The following is a 14,739-nucleotide window of genomic DNA, read 5'->3' as shown; positions in this document are numbered from 1 at the left end:
AAAGGTTGTTGCCATGACCACGCACGCACGGACCGCCCACAACAGTGGGTGGAGCTGGCAGTGACCAGCCCGGTGCGCGGGTTCCGATGAACCCAGGTGGAGGGGCCCGGGCGGGTCCCTCCACCCCGGTGGCGGGATACCGGGGGCGCCGAGCCGACGCGGTGGCTTTGGCCCCCGGCGCCGCCGGGTAGGGACATGGCGACGACCCCGGCCCCGGGCGGGGCCGGACCGATCCGACGCCGAAAGGCCGCAACCCCCGTGTCCGACTCCCCGCACCACAGTGGCGGCTACCAGCAGGACGAGCCCGAGCACGTCGGAGGGTACGAGCCCTCACCCCCGGAGCCGCCCGAGGACCCGCCCCGCACGACGGTGGAACCGCTGGAGGAGACCGAGGAGGGTCCCGGCGGGCCGGTCGCCGCCGAACGCTTCCGCCGCACCACCCCGGCCCGCCGTAGGCCGATCCCCGCCCGCAGGAGCGGAGGGTACTGGCGGCTGGCCTCCGGAACGGCCGCGTACGTGATGGTGGTCGGCGGCATGGCCGACTACGTCGACCCGCGCACGCGCGCTCTGGGGCACCTCGTCTTCTGGGCGCTCATCGGGTTGGCCCTGTTCGTCAGCGTCAGCCGGGAACGCCACCACGGATGGGAGCCCGCGCCGCGCTGGCCCTGGCTGGCCGGGGCGCTGGGCGGAGCCGTCGCCGTCGAGGTCCTGATCGTCGCGTTCGGATCGCCCGCCATCATCGTGGGGTCGCTGATCCTGCTGGGGCTGGCCCTGTTCGTCCTGCTGCTCTTCGGCTGATCGCCCGGACACGGTCCGGAGCGGGGCCGCGGCCCGAGACGGACGGGGTCAGGTGGCCTCGTCGTCGAAGGGCGGGCGCTTGCCGTTGAGCCGGGCGGCGGGACGGCGCTCGCTCCCGTTCCCGTCCTCGCCCTCCTCCCAGAAGTGCTTCTGCACGAAGCGCTTCGGGTTGAGGTCCTGGACGTCGAAGTCCTTGAACTCCGGGCCGAGCCCGTCCTTGATGTCGGCCGTGGCCGAGTTGGCCATCGTCCGGAGCTGGCGGAGCAGCCGGCCCGCCTGCTGGGCCATCCTGGGCAGCTGGTCGGGACCGAAGATCAGCACCGCGAGCAGGAGCAGGACGATGAACTCCGCTCCGCTGATGTTGAACATGCGCGATCCTCGCCCTTCGTGATGCGACCGGCTTCAAGCAGGTTAACCGGTATCCGTCCGCTTGGGTAACCATGCCCCGATGACGACGAGGTGTCCGAAGACCGACCGGCCCCCGCTCGCGGGCGAGCGGGGGCCGGGAAGACGGGTGGCGATCAGATCGCGCGGACGTCAGCCGCCTGCGGGCCCTTGGGGCCCTGGATGATGTCGAACTCGACCTTCTGGTCCTCCTCCAGGTTCCGGAAGCCGGTACCCGCGATCGCCGAGTAGTGGACGAACACGTCGGGCTGACCGCCGCCGACGGCGATGAACCCGAAACCCTTCTCAGAGTTGAACCACTTCACGGTGCCCTGAGCCATGTGCTCTCCCTTGGGGACTACTGCGGGGCCGCACCCTGCTGGCCCCGGGTCGCCGGGCGCCGCATCGGCGAGAACGTCCCCGACAAGCGCCCACGTGCAGTTCCGCGAGGCGCCTCGGGCATCCATGGAAACAACAACAGCAACCAGTCGTTGACGTTACCAGGACGCGTGCTCCGTGCCGAGTGCTTTCCCGCAGAAATCCGTGTTCCCGGGGTGTCCTCTTTCGGCTACTCCAAACTGTTGATTTCCCACGCCGGTGGTACTAAAGGAGACGAACTCCGCGGGCGGAAACACCGACGCCGCCCGACGCGCAACCCCCCACGTCGAGCGGCGTCCCCCCGCTGGTCAGGAGCCTCCGCTGCCGTAGATCCACACGTCGAACCACATCCGTTCCCGCCAGCTCGCCTCGTCGATCGGATAGGCCGACAGGACCGGGTACAGATACGCGAAGTGCGCGATGATCAGCAACATCACGACACCGAAGAGGATTCCGCCCGCGGCCCGCGCATAGGGCGCGAAACGGGGGCTGTCCTCCCCCGCACCCATGGCCAGCCCGAGCATGAGCACGATGGCCAGGACCAGGAACGGCAGGATCGGCAGTGCGTAGAACAGGAACATCGGACGGTCCGGGTAGGCGAACCAGGGCAGCCAGCCCGCGGCCACCGCCAGCACCACCGCTCCGGCACGCCAGTCGCGGAAGGTCACCCACCAGCCGACCATCACCAGGAGCGCGACGATCGCGGTCCACCAGATGACGGGGGTGCCGATGGACACGATCGAGGTCACGCAGTCGCCGGTGCCGCAGCCCACGGCCTCACCGTTGTAGTGGAACATCACCGGGGTGCGCATGACCAGCCACTCCCACGGCGCGGAGATGTAGGCGTGGTCGCTGGTGAGGTTGTTGTGGAAGTGCATCATCCGGGCGTGGTAGTCCCACAGGCTCACCAGCGCCTCGAAGGGTCCGCTCAGCGGCGCGGGCACCCACGCCGGCAGCAGTCCGGCGGCGTGGTCGCGGTTGTAGCCGCCGCTGGTGAACAGCCAGCCGGACCAGGAGGCCAGGTAGACCACCGCGGCCACGACGACCGTCTGCACGAAGGCGGGGACGGCGTCGATCCCCAGCCACCGCCAGAACGGGCGCTGCTGCCCCACGTTGCGCCGCGCACCGTAGTCCCACGCCACGGTGAGCAGGCCGAACGCCGCCACGAAGAACAGTGCCGACCACTTCGTGCCGACCGCCAGACCGAAGCACAGCCCGGCGGCCAACCGCCACCAGCGCGCGCCCAGCCACCACACCCGGGTCACGTCCGCTCCGGACTCGGCGATCCGCGCCAGCCGCTCCCGGGTCGCGTCTCGGTCGATCACCAGGCACGCGAACCCCGCCAGCAGCCACAGCGTGAGGAACATGTCCACCATGGCGACGCGGCTCAGCGTGAAGTGCAGCCCGTCCAGGGCCAGGATCAGCCCCGCGGTGCAGCCCAGCAGCAGCGAACGGGTCATCCGCGTCGCCAGGCGCACCAGGATGAGGACCGTGAACACCCCGGCCAGCGCGGAGGCCATCCGCCAGCCCTCGGGCGTCATGGACGACCCGAAGGGCAGGAGCGACCACAGCCAGTCGCCGAGCGCGATCATCCACTTGCCGACCGGCGGGTGCACGATGAAGTCGCCCGCCCCGGTGAAGATGTCCTGCTGTCCCTGGGCCAGCAGGTCGTCGGCGCGTTCGACCGTCTCGTGCTCGTAGCCGAACTCCTGCAGGCCGTAGGCGTCCTTGGCGTAGTACGTCTCGTCGAAGTAGATCCGCGGGGGCTCGCCGAGGTTGAAGAACCTCAGGGCTCCGGCGAACAGCGCCACGAGCACGGCGCCCGCCCAGCCCAGCCAGGGCGGGCCCAGGCCGGTGGCGGACGCGCCCGGCAGGCCCAGGCGTTGACGGGGTGGATGGGGCGGGTGGGGCGCCGCGGAGGGCGGGGCCTCGGAGGAAGGTGCGGTGGTGGTCATCTCGGCTCGTAGGTTGGGGTTCGGGCGGTCCGTTTGCGGACGGGCCGCGAAACCGGGTTTTCGGTCGGCATGACAGGCCAACCGTAGCGTGACAGGACGGGGATCACAGTGGTTGAGGGTGTGGCTGGTGCACGGCGCGTCGGGACGTTGACGCTCGCCGGGTTGCCCATCGGGAACCTGGAGGACGCGCCGCCCCGGCTGATCGGCGCGTTGGAGGGCGCGCGCGTCATCGCGGCGGAGGACACCCGCAGGCTGCGCCAGTTCGCCGCGCGCGCGGGGGTGCGTCTGGGCGGTGCCGAGGGCGCCCGGATCGTGTCCTACTACGACGCCAACGAGAGCCGCCGGACCGACGAACTCCTCACCGACCTCAGGGGCGGGGTCGACGTACTGGTGGTCACCGACGCGGGGATGCCCGGGGTGTCGGACCCCGGCTACCGCCTGGCCGCGGCCTGCGCGGCGGAGGACATTCCGGTCACCTCCATCCCGGGCCCGTCGGCCGTGACGACCGCGCTCGTGGTCTCCGGCCTGCCCACCGACCGATTCTGCTTCGAGGGCTTTCCACCGCGCAAGGGGCTGGCCGGATACCTGGCGGACCTGGCGGGCGAGCGCCGCACCATGGTCTTCTTCGAGAGCCCCCACCGGATCGCCGCGACCCTGGCCGCGATGGCCGACGCGTTCGGCCCGGACCGCCGGGCCGCCGTGTGCCGCGAGCTGACCAAGACCTACGAGGAGGTGCGCCGGGGCGGCCTCGGTGAACTCGCCGCCTGGGCGGCCGAGGGGGTGCGCGGGGAGATCTCCGTGGTCGTGGAGGGTGCGCGCCCGGGCGGCCGGTCGGCCGTCCCCGCCGACCTCGTCGCGGCCGTGTCCGCCCTGGAGGAGGAGGGCGTGCGCCGCAAGGAGGCGATCGCCCGGGTGGCCAGGGACGCGGGTGTGCCCAAGCGCGAGGTGTACGACCTCGTCCACGGTGTAGGGCAGGATCAGGGGCATGCGTAGCGAACTCTTCCAGCGCGCCCAGGAGAACAACGTCCCGGGTATGTCCCTCCAGAACCACAAGATGCTGCGGATCGGCCTCAACGGCGAGGTGCTCGCGCGGCAGGGCTCGATGGTCGCCTACCAGGGAAACATCGACTTCTCCTACGAGGGCGCCGGCAGTGTCGGCAGGTTCTTCAAGAAGGCCTTCACCGGTGAGGGCATGCCCCTGATGCGGATCACCGGCCAGGGAGACGTCTTCCTGGCCCGCGACGCCTGGGACGTGCACCTCGTCGACCTGGAGGGCGACGCGATCACCGTCAACGGTGACAACGTCCTGGCCTTCGACCCCACGCTGGCCTGGGACATCCGACGCGTCGAGGGCGCGGGGGTCATGTCCGGCGGCCTGTTCAACACGGTGTTCCACGGGCACGGCCGGGTGGCCATCGCCTGCCACGGCGCCCCGGTGCTGCTCAACGTCGACCAGCCGACCTTCGTCGACACCGACGCGGTGGTCGCCTGGTCCAGCTCCCTGCGCTCCGGTGTGCGCCGGACCATGAAGGCGGGCGCGCTGGTCGGCCGGGGCAGCGGCGAGGCCGTCCAGCTGTCCTTCGAGGGGCAGGGCTTCGTGCTCGTCCAGGCGTCCGAGGGCGCTCCGCCCCCCGCCGCCGCGGGCTGACGCGGGGCAGGGCCCGAACACCCAGCACGCGAGCGAGGGGCCCGGGCGCCGTGCCGAAGCACGGTACCCGGGCCCCTCGCGTCAGGCGGGTGCGAGCCCTAGACGACGGCGCCGTCGTCCATCTCGCGGGCCGCCTTGGCGGCGTTGCGCTGCTTGGCTCTGCGCTCCTTGAGCACGTGCGGCGCGGGCGTGTTGTCCCACTTCTGGAAGAAGATGGCCAGCGGGACCGCCACGAACACCGTGGAGACCACACCGGTGCTCAGACCGACCAGCATCGCGATCGAGAAGTCCTGGAGCGAGGACCCACCGAAGAAGGTGAGGAAGCTCAGGATGATCAGCGCGCCCACGGTCGTGTTGACCGTACGCGGCAGCGTGTTGAGCACCGCCCGGTTGGCGATCTCCCCGAACGGGGACCTGTCGTCCCTCGCCCACTCGTCGCGCACGCGGTCGAACACCACGACCGTGTCGTTGACGCTGAAACCGATCACACTGAGGATCGCGGCGAGGAACACACCGTCGATCGGCTTGCCCAGCCAGATGAACAGCCCGATGACCAGGATGATGTTGAACGCCAGCGACAGCATCGTGGACAGGCCGAAGGACCAGCGGAACCGCCAGGCGAGGTAGAGCAGCTGGAGGGCCAGCGCCGCACCCAGGGCGACCAGCGCCCGGTTGCGCAGCTCGTCACCCATGCTCGGGCCGATCAGCTCGTCGCTGAGCAGTTCCACACCGCCGGTCGCCTCGTCCAGGGCCTCCTGGACGGACGCGGCGTCGGTGTCGGAGATGTCCCCGGTACGCACGGCGAGGTCGCCGTCACCGGCCTCCTGCACGACCGCGGTGTCCGAGCCGGGGAAGTCGAGCCCGGCGACGACCTCGCGGGCCTCGTTCACGCTCAGGTCCTGGTCGCCGGTGATCTCGTACTCCAGGACCCGGCCCCCGGTGAACTCCACGCCCAGGTTGGCCTCCCGCACGAACGGCGCGGCGACGGCGATCACGACGATGAGCCCGGCCACGCCCAGGGCGATCCGGCGGAACTTCATCAGGTCCGGGTTCTTGGTGGTCAGCCAGGTGCGCACCGGCCCGATCTTGTTGAGGCCGGTGATCGCCGGGTGCTTGCGCACGATCGCGCGGCGGACCGCCCACTCGACCAGGACGCGGGCGATGACCAGGGCGGAGACCATCGAGGCGATGGTGCCGATGCTCAGGGTCACACCGAAGCCCTGGACGGTGCCGGAGGCGAAGAAGAACAGCAGGGCCGCGGCGATGAGCGTGGTGATGTTGGTGTCGAGCACCGCGCTCCACGCCTTCCGGCTGCCCTCGACGAAGGCCTTCTCCAGGCTCGGCGGGATGGCTCGGCGGCGACGGCGCCGGGCGGCCGCGCCCTTGGTCTCCCCGTCGTCGGAGTCCCGCATGCCGGACGCCCGGTTGGCGTCGTAGACCTGCTGCTGGCGCTGGTACTCCTCGCGTGCCCGCTCGAAGATCAGCACGTTGGCGTCGATGGCCATGCCGATGGCCAGGACGAAGCCCGCCAGACCCGGCAGTGTCAGCGTCGCCCCGATCGCGACCAGCGCACCGTAGGCGATCAGCGTGTAGAACGCCAGCGCCACCGACGCCAGCAGACCGACGAGCCGGTAGACGAGCGTGATGTACAGGGCGGTGAACGCGATACCCAGCACGGCGGCGATCGCGCTGGCCTGGATGGCGGCGGCACCGAGGGTCGGGCCGACGGTCTGGCGCTGGACCTCGGTGACCGGCAGCGGCAGCGAACCGCCCTCGATCAGCACCGCGAGTTCGCCGGCGGTCTCGCTGTTGAACTCGGAGTTGGTGATGGTCGTGACGCCCTCACGGCTCCCGGCGTCGCACACGTAGCTGTTGTTGAGCTCGGGAGCGGAGATGATCTCGTCGTCCAGGACGATCGCGACGCGGCGGCGCGGGTCGCCCACGTCGTAGCAGGCGGCCTCGCCGGTCAGCTCCGCCCACTCGTCACGGCCCTGGCCGCGGAAGTTGACGTCCACGACCCAGGAGGCGCCGGTGGCGTTGTCGAGCCGGGCGGTGGCGCCGGAGATGTGGTCGCCCTGGATGGCGGCCTCGCCGAGCTGGAGGTAGGTCCCGGTGGAGTCCGGGAGCGTCTCGACGACGTCGTCCGGGTTCTCCGCGGGCTGGTCCTGGCCGGCGGTGGGGTCGCCGCCCATGCTGCCGAAGAGCTCGGCCATCTCCTCCTCGGACAGCTCGGAGCCGCCCTCGGTGCCCTCACCGTCACCGGAGGAGCCGTCCCCGTTCTCCTCGGCGTCGGCCGGAGGACGGGCCTCGTCGGCCGTGTCCTGGGGGGCGTTGGCGAAGTCGCCGGGGGTGACCCCCTGGCCGCCCTGGCCGGTGCCCAGGACGGGATGGATGGTCAGCTGCGCGGTCTGGCCGATGACCTGGGCGGCCTCCGCCGGGTCCTGGACGCCGGGCAGCTCGACGATGATCCGGTTGGCGCCGGAGCGCGACATGTTCGCCTCGGCGACGCCGAGGCTGTCGATGCGCTGGCGCAGCACCTCGATGACCATGTCGGTGTTCTCGGCGTTGGCCGGGGTGCCGTCCGGGCCGTCCTGGGTCTCCAGGACGATCTGCGTGCCGCCGCTGAGGTCGAGACCCAGGCGGGGCGGGATGAACCACGCCGCGCCGAACGCGACGAGGATGACGAGGAGGGAGATGAGCGCGCGAATCCAGCGCCCTCCGGCTCCCGTTTGACTGGACAAGGGGTGGAACCTCTCACTGCGGATGGTGGATCGCCGGGCGCGTCCGGTGGGCCGGGCGCGGTCCGACGGGGGTCAGACGGTGGCGGGCGCGGTGAGAGGGGGCGCGCGTGTGGGCGGCAGTTCCCCGGAGGTGACCTGTTCGGGCAGCGGATCGGGGTGCGGGTGGGGGAGCGGCCACCACGGCTGCTCCCACGCCGCCAGCCGCAGCGCGCAGCCGGGTACCGCGTCGGGCAGGTCGCGCGGGGTGGCGCGCTGGTCGCAGGTGACCGGGACCGCCGCGGTCGTCAGGAACGGGCGCTCGCCCGGGCCGGCGTACTCGCGGCCGCCCTCGCCGGTGTCCTCCCCGGTCTCCGTGCCGGTCCCGGCCGCCCGTCCGACGCCGGAGGCGCCGTGCGGGTGGTGGTCGAGCACGTCGGCCATCGCCGCGGCGCCGGAGGCCGCGGGCAGGGAGAGCACGACCATCAGCACCATGCCGGTGATGAGCGCGGTGGTCCGGGCAGGGCGGTGCAGCACACGGGTAACCGTGGTGACCACCGCCTCTGACGCAGGACCGGGTTGACTGTGCAGCCGCCGTGCGCCCCGGTCGCGTTCGGCGGCGTTCAGCAGAGCATACGGGCACGGTCACTCCTCAGGGAATCGTCCCCGGCCCCCTGTGGACAACCGGGGCTCCGAGACCGCGCCGGAGGGCGCGGCCGTGTCCCGACGGCTTTAGTCTTGAGGCATGTCGTCGAATCGCCACATCCTGACCGCGGTCGCCTGGCCCTACGCCAACGGACCGCGCCACATCGGTCACGTGTCCGGCTTCGGAGTCCCCTCCGACGTCTTCTCCCGCTTCCAGCGAATGTCGGGCAACAACGTGCTGATGGTCAGCGGCACCGACGAACACGGCACCCCGATCCAGGTGCTGGCCGACCAGGAGGGCCTGAGCGCCCGGGAGCTGGCGGACCGCTACAACCGGATCATCGCCGAGGACCTGGTCGCCCTCGGCCTCTCCTACGACCTGTTCACCCGTACCTCCACCGGCAACCACTACTCCGTCGCCCAGCAGCTGTTCACCACGCTGTACGAGAACGGCTACGTCTTCACGCACACCACCAAGGGCGCGATCTCGCCGTCCACCGGCCGCACGCTGCCCGACCGCTACATCGAGGGCACCTGCCCGATCTGCGGTTACGACGGCGCGCGCGGGGACCAGTGCGACAACTGCGGCAACCAGCTCGACCCGATCGACCTCATCGGCCCCCGGTCGAGGATCAACGGCGAGGCCCCGGAGTTCGTGGACACCGAGCACTTCATGCTCGACCTGCCCGCCTTCGCCGACATCCTCACCAGGTGGCTGAAGGGCAAGGAGGGCGACTGGCGCCCCAACGTCCTCAAGTTCTCCCTGAACCTGGTGGAGGACCTCCAGCCCCGCGCGGTCACCCGCGACCTCAACTGGGGCGTGCCGATCCCGCTGGAGGGCTGGTCGGACAACGCCAACAAGCGCCTCTACGTGTGGTTCGACGCGGTGATCGGCTACCTCTCCGCGTCCATCGAGTGGTCCCGGCGCGTCGGGGAGCCGGACGCGTGGCGCCGCTGGTGGCAGAACGGGGACGCCCGGTCCTACTACTTCATGGGCAAGGACAACATCGTCTTCCACTCGGTGATCTGGCCCGCCATCCTGCTCGGCGCCAGCGGCGAGGGCGACCGCGGCGGCGACGCGGGCGAGCTGGGCTCCCTCAACCTGCCCACCGAGGTGGTCTCCAGCGAGTTCCTCACCATGGAGGGTCGCAAGTTCTCCTCCTCGCGCCGCGTGGTGATCTACGTGCGCGACTTCCTGGAGCGCTACTCCGCCGACGCCCTGCGCTACTACATCATGGCCGCCGGGCCCGAGACCCAGGACACCGACTTCACCTGGGCCGAGTTCGTGCGCCGCAACAACGACGAGCTGGTCGCGGCCTGGGGCAACCTGGTCAACCGCTCGATCTCCATGGCCGCCAAGAACCTCGGCGAGATCCCCGCGGCGGGCGAACTCGACGACGAGGACCGGCGGGTGCTGGCCGCGTCGCGGGAGGCGTTCGCGGCGGTCGGCGAGCGGCTGGAGCGGTCCCAGTTCAAGGCGGCGCTCCAGGAGGCCATGCGCACCGTCGCCGAGGCGAACAAGTACATCTCCGACCAGGCCCCGTGGGCGCTGAAGAAGACCGACCCGGAGCGGATGGCCACCGTCCTGCACGTGGCGCTCCAGCTGGTCAGCGACGCCAACACGCTGCTCACGCCGTTCCTGCCCGAGTCGGCCAACAAGGTGTACGCGATGCTGGGCGGCACCGGTACCTGGACGGGCATGCCCCGCCTGGAGACCGGCCACGACACCATCGGCGGCTCCGCCGAGGCCGTGGACTACCCGGTGATCACCGGGGACTACGCCGGCGACGAGGCGCGCTGGGAGTCCCGGCCGATCGCGCCCGGCACCCCGCTGAGCCGCCCGCAGCCGCTGTTCGCCAAGCTCGACCCGTCCGTGGTCGACGAGGAGCTGGCCCGCCTGGGCCTGGAGGGCAGCGATGGCCAGGCGTAGCGGCAAGGCGGTCAGGGAGCGCAACAGCCAGACCCCGCCGCCCGTGCCCGAGCCCCTGCGCGTCCCCGTGGCCGACAGCCACACGCACATGGACATGCAGACGCCCGGTGTCGAGGAGATCATCCGGGTGGCCGAGAGCGTCGGCGTGACCCCGCTCATCCAGGTGGGCGTGGACCTGCCGTCGTCGCGCTGGGCCGCCGAGACCGCCGCCGCGCACCCGGGCCGGGTGTGGGCGGCCGTCGCCCTGCACCCCAACGAGGCGCCGCGCGTCGTGCACGGCGACGGTGCCGAGGGCGTGGAGGTCGACGACACCGACTGGGCGGGCAGGACCCGTCCCGGCGGCGGTGCCGAGGGCCTGGCCGAGGAGCTGGCGGGGATCGACGCGCTGGCCGCCCTGCCGCACGTGGTGGCGGTCGGGGAGACCGGGATGGACACCTTCCGCACCGGCCCGGAGGGGGCGCGTGCGCAGGAGGAGTCCTTCCGCCGCCACATCGACATCGCCAAGCGCCACGGCAAGGCGGTGATGATCCACGACCGCGAGGCGCACGAGGACGTCCTGCGGATCCTGGCGGAGGAGGGCGCGCCCGAGCGCGTCGTCTTCCACTGCTTCTCCGGTGACGCCGACATGGCCAAGGTCTGCGCGGAGCGGGGCTACTTCATGAGCTTCGCGGGCAACGTGACCTTCGCCAGCGCCGAGCCGTTGCGCGAGGCGGCCCGGGTGGCGCCCCCGGAGCTGGTGCTCGTGGAGACCGACGCGCCCTTCCTGACGCCCAAGCCTTACCGGGGACGGCCCAACGCCCCGTACCTCATCCCGCACACGCTGCGTGCCCTGGCCCGGACCAAGGGGATGGACGAGGACGAGCTGGCCGCGGCCGTCGCCGACAACGCGCGGCGCGCCTTCGGTATCTGAGCCGCCCGCGGCGGCCGAACCGGCGGACGCCCGGCTCCCCGAGGGGGCCGGGCGTCCGCGCGTGCGGGTGGACCCGCGCGCGACCGTGCGGCCGCCGGAACGGTCGGCGGTCAGAAGGCGTGGCCGCGTTTGCGGCGCTGGGCGTCCCTGGCGGCCTTGTCGAGGGTCTTCCCGCGCCGCTTCTCCTCGACCCGCAACCGCCGGTCGGTCCTGGACCGGTTCCGCTCGGCCTCGCGCCGGAGCTTGTTCCAGCGCTCCAGCCGCCGGGTGTCCAGCTCGCCCTCGTCGACGGCGGCGACGACCGCGCAACCGGGCTCGGGGCCGTGCGAGCAGTCCGCGAACCGGCACCGCTCGGCGAACTCCCGGATGTCGTCGAAGGTGCGGTCCACTCCGGTCGGATCCCCCGGGACGTCGATCCGGCGCACGCCGGGGATGTCCAGGACCAGGGCCCCTCCGGGCAGGCCCAGGAGCTGGCGGTGGGTGGTCGTGTGCCGTCCGCGCCTGTCCTGGCGGATCTGGCCGGTGTCCATCAGGTCGCGTCCGGCGACCGCGTTGACCAGGCTGGACTTGCCGGCGCCGGAGGTGCCCAGAAGAACCCAGGTGCTGCCGGGCAGCAGACGCGCCGACAGCTCCTCCAGTCCGGCCCCGGTGTGGGCGCTGACGGTGTACACGTCGGCGCCGCCGGCGACGGACTCGACGAGTTCGACCACCTCCGGGAGGCGGTCCCCGGCCAGTTCGGCCTTGGTGACCGCGACCAGCGGGGTGGCCCCGCTGGCCCAGGCCAGGCTCAGGAAGCGCTCCAGGCGGCCCACGTTGGGCCCCTGGTCGGCGGCCTCGCAGATGAGGACGGAGTCGACGTTGGCGGCCAGGACCTGGTCGTGGGAGTCGGTGGCCACGCCCTGCCGGACGAGGGTCGAGGCGCGCTCCAGGACGGCCTCGACCAGCCAGGTGCCACCGGAGCGGCGTACCGCCACCCAGTCGCCGCTGGTCGGGGCGCTGGCGGGGTCGGTACGGGCGGCCCGGCGCACGGCGGGGGAGTGCTCGGCGGTCTCGGCCTGGGGCAGGAGGACCTGCGCACCGCCGCGGCGCGCGGCGCTGACGCGGGCGGGCAGGAGGACGTGCTGGCTGGTCAGGGCGACGGCGTCGAAGGCGGCCTCGACACGGGGGGTCCAGCCGAACGGGGCCAGGGGGTGCGACGCGGCGGCGTCGGCGGAGTGGTCGTGAGTACTCACGTCGGGCTCTCTGTGACGGCGAGCCCCGGTGGGGAGGGTGTCCCTCTAGGGCTCGCGGACGATCGTGCTGGCGGGCTGGGGGTGGAACGTGAACTCAGCCATGGCGTCGTCCTCTCCGTCGTCGGTCGGCCCCGTGGTACGCGGCGCGTACGGGCCCGGCCGATTCTAGGTCGGCCGGGCCCGGGGGAGCCAGTGGTTTTTCCGGGCGTCGGGGCGGCCCCCGCCGGGGTCAGCGCCCGCGGGGCGTCCACACGTCGTCGCCGGGCGCGGACGCGGGGCCGCGCGCGGAGTGCCGGGGCCGGTAGGGGAGGGCGCCGGTGTCGTCGGGCCCGACCCCGACCCCGACCCCGGGGCCGGGGGCGGCCGGCGCCCTCGGGGCGGTCCCGCGGCGGGCGTCGCGGTCGTCGGCCGCGAGCATGAGGACGAGGCTGCAGATGAGCAGGAACACGAACAGGCCCACGATCATCGGCAGCAGCAGGTCGGGGGCGCTGGACCCCGGCGGGGTGGAACGCCGCGGCCCGGTGGCGGCGGGGGTGATGCTGACCCCGGCCATCGCGGTGTAGTGCATGGCGGTCACGGCGGCGGCCATCACCAGGGAGGCGGCGACGACCACGGGCGAGCCGCGCAGCCGGGAGGCGCACCACAGGGCGGCGGTGGCCGCCACCAGGGCGATCGCCGCGGCCGCGGCCACGTGGACGTGGTCGTGGTGCATGCTCCCGACGAAGTTCATCGAGGCCATGCCCATGTAGTGCATGGAGACGATCCCGATCCCGGAGATGAGACCGCCCAGGAGCAGGCGGGCGTTGGTCGGCCGGGTGACCGTCAGCGCCAGGGCGACGGCCATGACCGCCACGGAGAGGGCGCCGCTGGCCACGGTGAGGACGGGGTCGTAGCGGATGAGGACGTCCGGTACGGAGTAGCCCATCATCGCGATGAAGTGCATGGACCACACGGCGGTGCCGCCCAGGGAGAGGGCGGCCAGGGCCAGCCACACCCAGCGGGCCGCGCTGGCGGTGAGCCGGGCGCGCGCGGCGAAGGCGAGGCCGAGCAGCGAGCCGATGACGGAGACGGTGTAGGCGATTGAGGGGATGAGGGCGTTCTGCGCGAGGTACTGGACCACTGGTGCGACGCTCCGGGCCGACTGGTTGGGGGGAGGTCCATGCTACAAATCCGATGATTTGTGACACGAGTGGTTAGGGCAACGTAAAGTGACCGGTTCCGGTCACATGGTTTCCGTGTGGGAGGGCCTCCGCCCACCCGTGGCCCGCCACCCCCGCGGACGACGCCCGCGGCGCGGTCCTTACCTGACGCCGTCGGACCGCATCCCCTGGAAGGCGATGCGGGACAGGGAGTCGGCCAGCTCGTCGGCGTCCAGGCCGCGGTCGGGCTTGTACCACTCCACGATCGAGTTGACCATGCCGAACAGCAGCCGGGAGGCGACCGCCGGGTCCACGTCGTCGCGGATCCCACCGGCGGCGATGCCCTCGCGCACGAGGTCGGCGACCAGGTGGTCGAACTCGCGGCGCCGGGCCAGCGCGTGCTTCTCCACCTCGGTGTTGCCCCGCACCCGCAGCAGGAGGGTCACGTGCGGCAGCTCCTCCACCAGGACGCGGACGCTGCCGCGCAGGACGTTCTCCAGCCGGTCGATCGCCGGACCTGTGGTCGAGGCCTCCTCCCGGGTGACGGCGAAGAGCGCGTCGAGGGCGAGGTCGAGTGAGCGGCGCAGCAGCTCGGCCTTGCCGCTGACGTGGTGGTAGATGGCCGACTTGGTCACGCCGAGGGCGCGGGCCAGATCCTCCATGCTCGTGCCGTCGTACCCGCGCTCGTTGAACACACGCGCCGCGACACGCAGGACGGAGTCGGCGTCGTGGCCGGGGCGGCCGGAACGGCGGCGCGCGGCCTCGCCGCGCGAGGGCGCTGGTTCGGCTGGGGAAGTTCGGGACACGGCTGTCGAATCTACCTCCTGTCGGGCCCGCGTGCGCTGGGCGGATGGGTCCACGACCGTGTCGGCGGCCCCACGTGGGAACCGGAACCTAACGAACGGTCGGTAGGCATTCCCATGGTAGGGGAGGCCGTCGGCGCCGCGCGGCCGGTTCCCGGCGCGGCGGGGCGGGACGGGCGCGGGCACTGTGTTGGGTCGCA

General features: G+C 72.1%; 13 protein-coding genes. 5 read left to right on the top strand and 8 right to left on the bottom strand.

What is annotated here, in order from left to right; genetic code table 11:
- Positions 1-258: 258 nt before the first annotated feature.
- Positions 259-798, top strand: coding sequence for a hypothetical protein (locus ACTVAJ_RS01635; protein WP_470386200.1), 540 nt, complete (start codon positions 259-261; stop codon positions 796-798).
- A gap of 48 nt (positions 799-846) precedes the next feature.
- On the opposite strand, the gene ACTVAJ_RS01630 is transcribed toward ACTVAJ_RS01635, so the two are convergent.
- The 3 genes from ACTVAJ_RS01630 to ACTVAJ_RS01620 all read right to left on the bottom strand — a co-directional run bounded on the left by ACTVAJ_RS01630 (position 847) and on the right by ACTVAJ_RS01620 (position 3,515).
- On the bottom strand, positions 847-1,167 hold the full coding sequence (locus ACTVAJ_RS01630; protein ID WP_470386199.1) for a sec-independent translocase: 321 nt from the start codon (positions 1,165-1,167) through the stop codon (positions 847-849).
- 152 nt (positions 1,168-1,319) lie between these two features.
- Positions 1,320-1,523, bottom strand: a complete 204-nt coding sequence (locus tag ACTVAJ_RS01625; protein WP_470386198.1) for a cold-shock protein — start codon at positions 1,521-1,523, stop codon at positions 1,320-1,322.
- A gap of 345 nt (positions 1,524-1,868) precedes the next feature.
- On the bottom strand, positions 1,869-3,515 hold the full coding sequence (locus ACTVAJ_RS01620; protein WP_470386197.1) for a dolichyl-phosphate-mannose--protein mannosyltransferase: 1,647 nt from the start codon (positions 3,513-3,515) through the stop codon (positions 1,869-1,871).
- Between the two features lie 108 nt (positions 3,516-3,623).
- On the opposite strand from ACTVAJ_RS01620, the gene rsmI reads away from it, so the two are divergent.
- Both rsmI and ACTVAJ_RS01610 read left to right on the top strand, forming a co-directional pair.
- Positions 3,624-4,508: a 16S rRNA (cytidine(1402)-2'-O)-methyltransferase gene (gene rsmI / locus ACTVAJ_RS01615; RefSeq protein WP_470386196.1), complete on the top strand. Its 885-nt coding sequence runs from the start codon at positions 3,624-3,626 to the stop codon at positions 4,506-4,508.
- Entirely contained in the window at positions 4,501-5,163 is a 663-nt protein-coding gene (locus ACTVAJ_RS01610) for an AIM24 family protein (protein ID WP_470386195.1), read from the top strand. The genes rsmI and ACTVAJ_RS01610 overlap by 8 nt, the downstream gene beginning before the upstream one ends.
- 98 nt (positions 5,164-5,261) lie before the next feature.
- Here the strand turns inward: ACTVAJ_RS01610 and secD are convergent, their stop codons facing one another.
- A complete protein-coding gene (gene secD / locus ACTVAJ_RS01605) occupies positions 5,262-7,904 on the bottom strand; it encodes a protein translocase subunit SecD (RefSeq protein ID WP_470386194.1) in 2,643 nt (880 codons plus the stop codon).
- 72 nt (positions 7,905-7,976) lie between these two features.
- The gene (locus ACTVAJ_RS01600) at positions 7,977-8,417 is read right to left on the bottom strand and encodes a hypothetical protein (RefSeq protein WP_470386193.1); all 441 of its coding nucleotides are present in this window, start codon (positions 8,415-8,417) and stop codon (positions 7,977-7,979) included.
- Between the two features lie 208 nt (positions 8,418-8,625).
- Here ACTVAJ_RS01600 and metG point away from each other — a divergent pair, with 208 nt between their 5' ends.
- On the top strand, positions 8,626-10,455 hold the full coding sequence (gene metG, locus ACTVAJ_RS01595; RefSeq protein ID WP_470386192.1) for a methionine--tRNA ligase: 1,830 nt from the start codon (positions 8,626-8,628) through the stop codon (positions 10,453-10,455).
- Positions 10,442-11,365 carry a TatD family hydrolase gene (locus tag ACTVAJ_RS01590; protein ID WP_470386191.1) on the top strand — a complete coding sequence of 308 codons (924 nt, stop codon included), beginning with the start codon at positions 10,442-10,444 and terminating at the stop codon, positions 11,363-11,365. The genes metG and ACTVAJ_RS01590 overlap by 14 nt, the downstream gene beginning before the upstream one ends.
- Before the next feature lie 110 nt (positions 11,366-11,475).
- Here ACTVAJ_RS01590 and rsgA read toward each other — a convergent pair whose 3' ends face one another.
- The 3 genes from rsgA to ACTVAJ_RS01575 all read right to left on the bottom strand — a co-directional run bounded on the left by rsgA (position 11,476) and on the right by ACTVAJ_RS01575 (position 14,542).
- Positions 11,476-12,597 carry a ribosome small subunit-dependent GTPase A gene (gene rsgA / locus ACTVAJ_RS01585; RefSeq protein ID WP_470386190.1) on the bottom strand — a complete coding sequence of 374 codons (1,122 nt, stop codon included), beginning with the start codon at positions 12,595-12,597 and terminating at the stop codon, positions 11,476-11,478.
- A gap of 229 nt (positions 12,598-12,826) precedes the next feature.
- Positions 12,827-13,717, bottom strand: a complete 891-nt coding sequence (locus ACTVAJ_RS01580) for an MHYT domain-containing protein (RefSeq protein ID WP_470386189.1) — start codon at positions 13,715-13,717, stop codon at positions 12,827-12,829.
- A gap of 180 nt (positions 13,718-13,897) precedes the next feature.
- On the bottom strand, positions 13,898-14,542 hold the full coding sequence (locus ACTVAJ_RS01575; protein WP_470386188.1) for a TetR/AcrR family transcriptional regulator: 645 nt from the start codon (positions 14,540-14,542) through the stop codon (positions 13,898-13,900).
- Between the last annotated feature and the right edge of the window lie 197 nt (positions 14,543-14,739).

The sequence above is a fragment of the Nocardiopsis sp. KDC1DS13DA1 genome (assembly GCF_055632325.1).
Note: the sequence above shows the minus strand (reverse complement) of the source record. Positions and strands in the feature narration are given on the sequence as shown.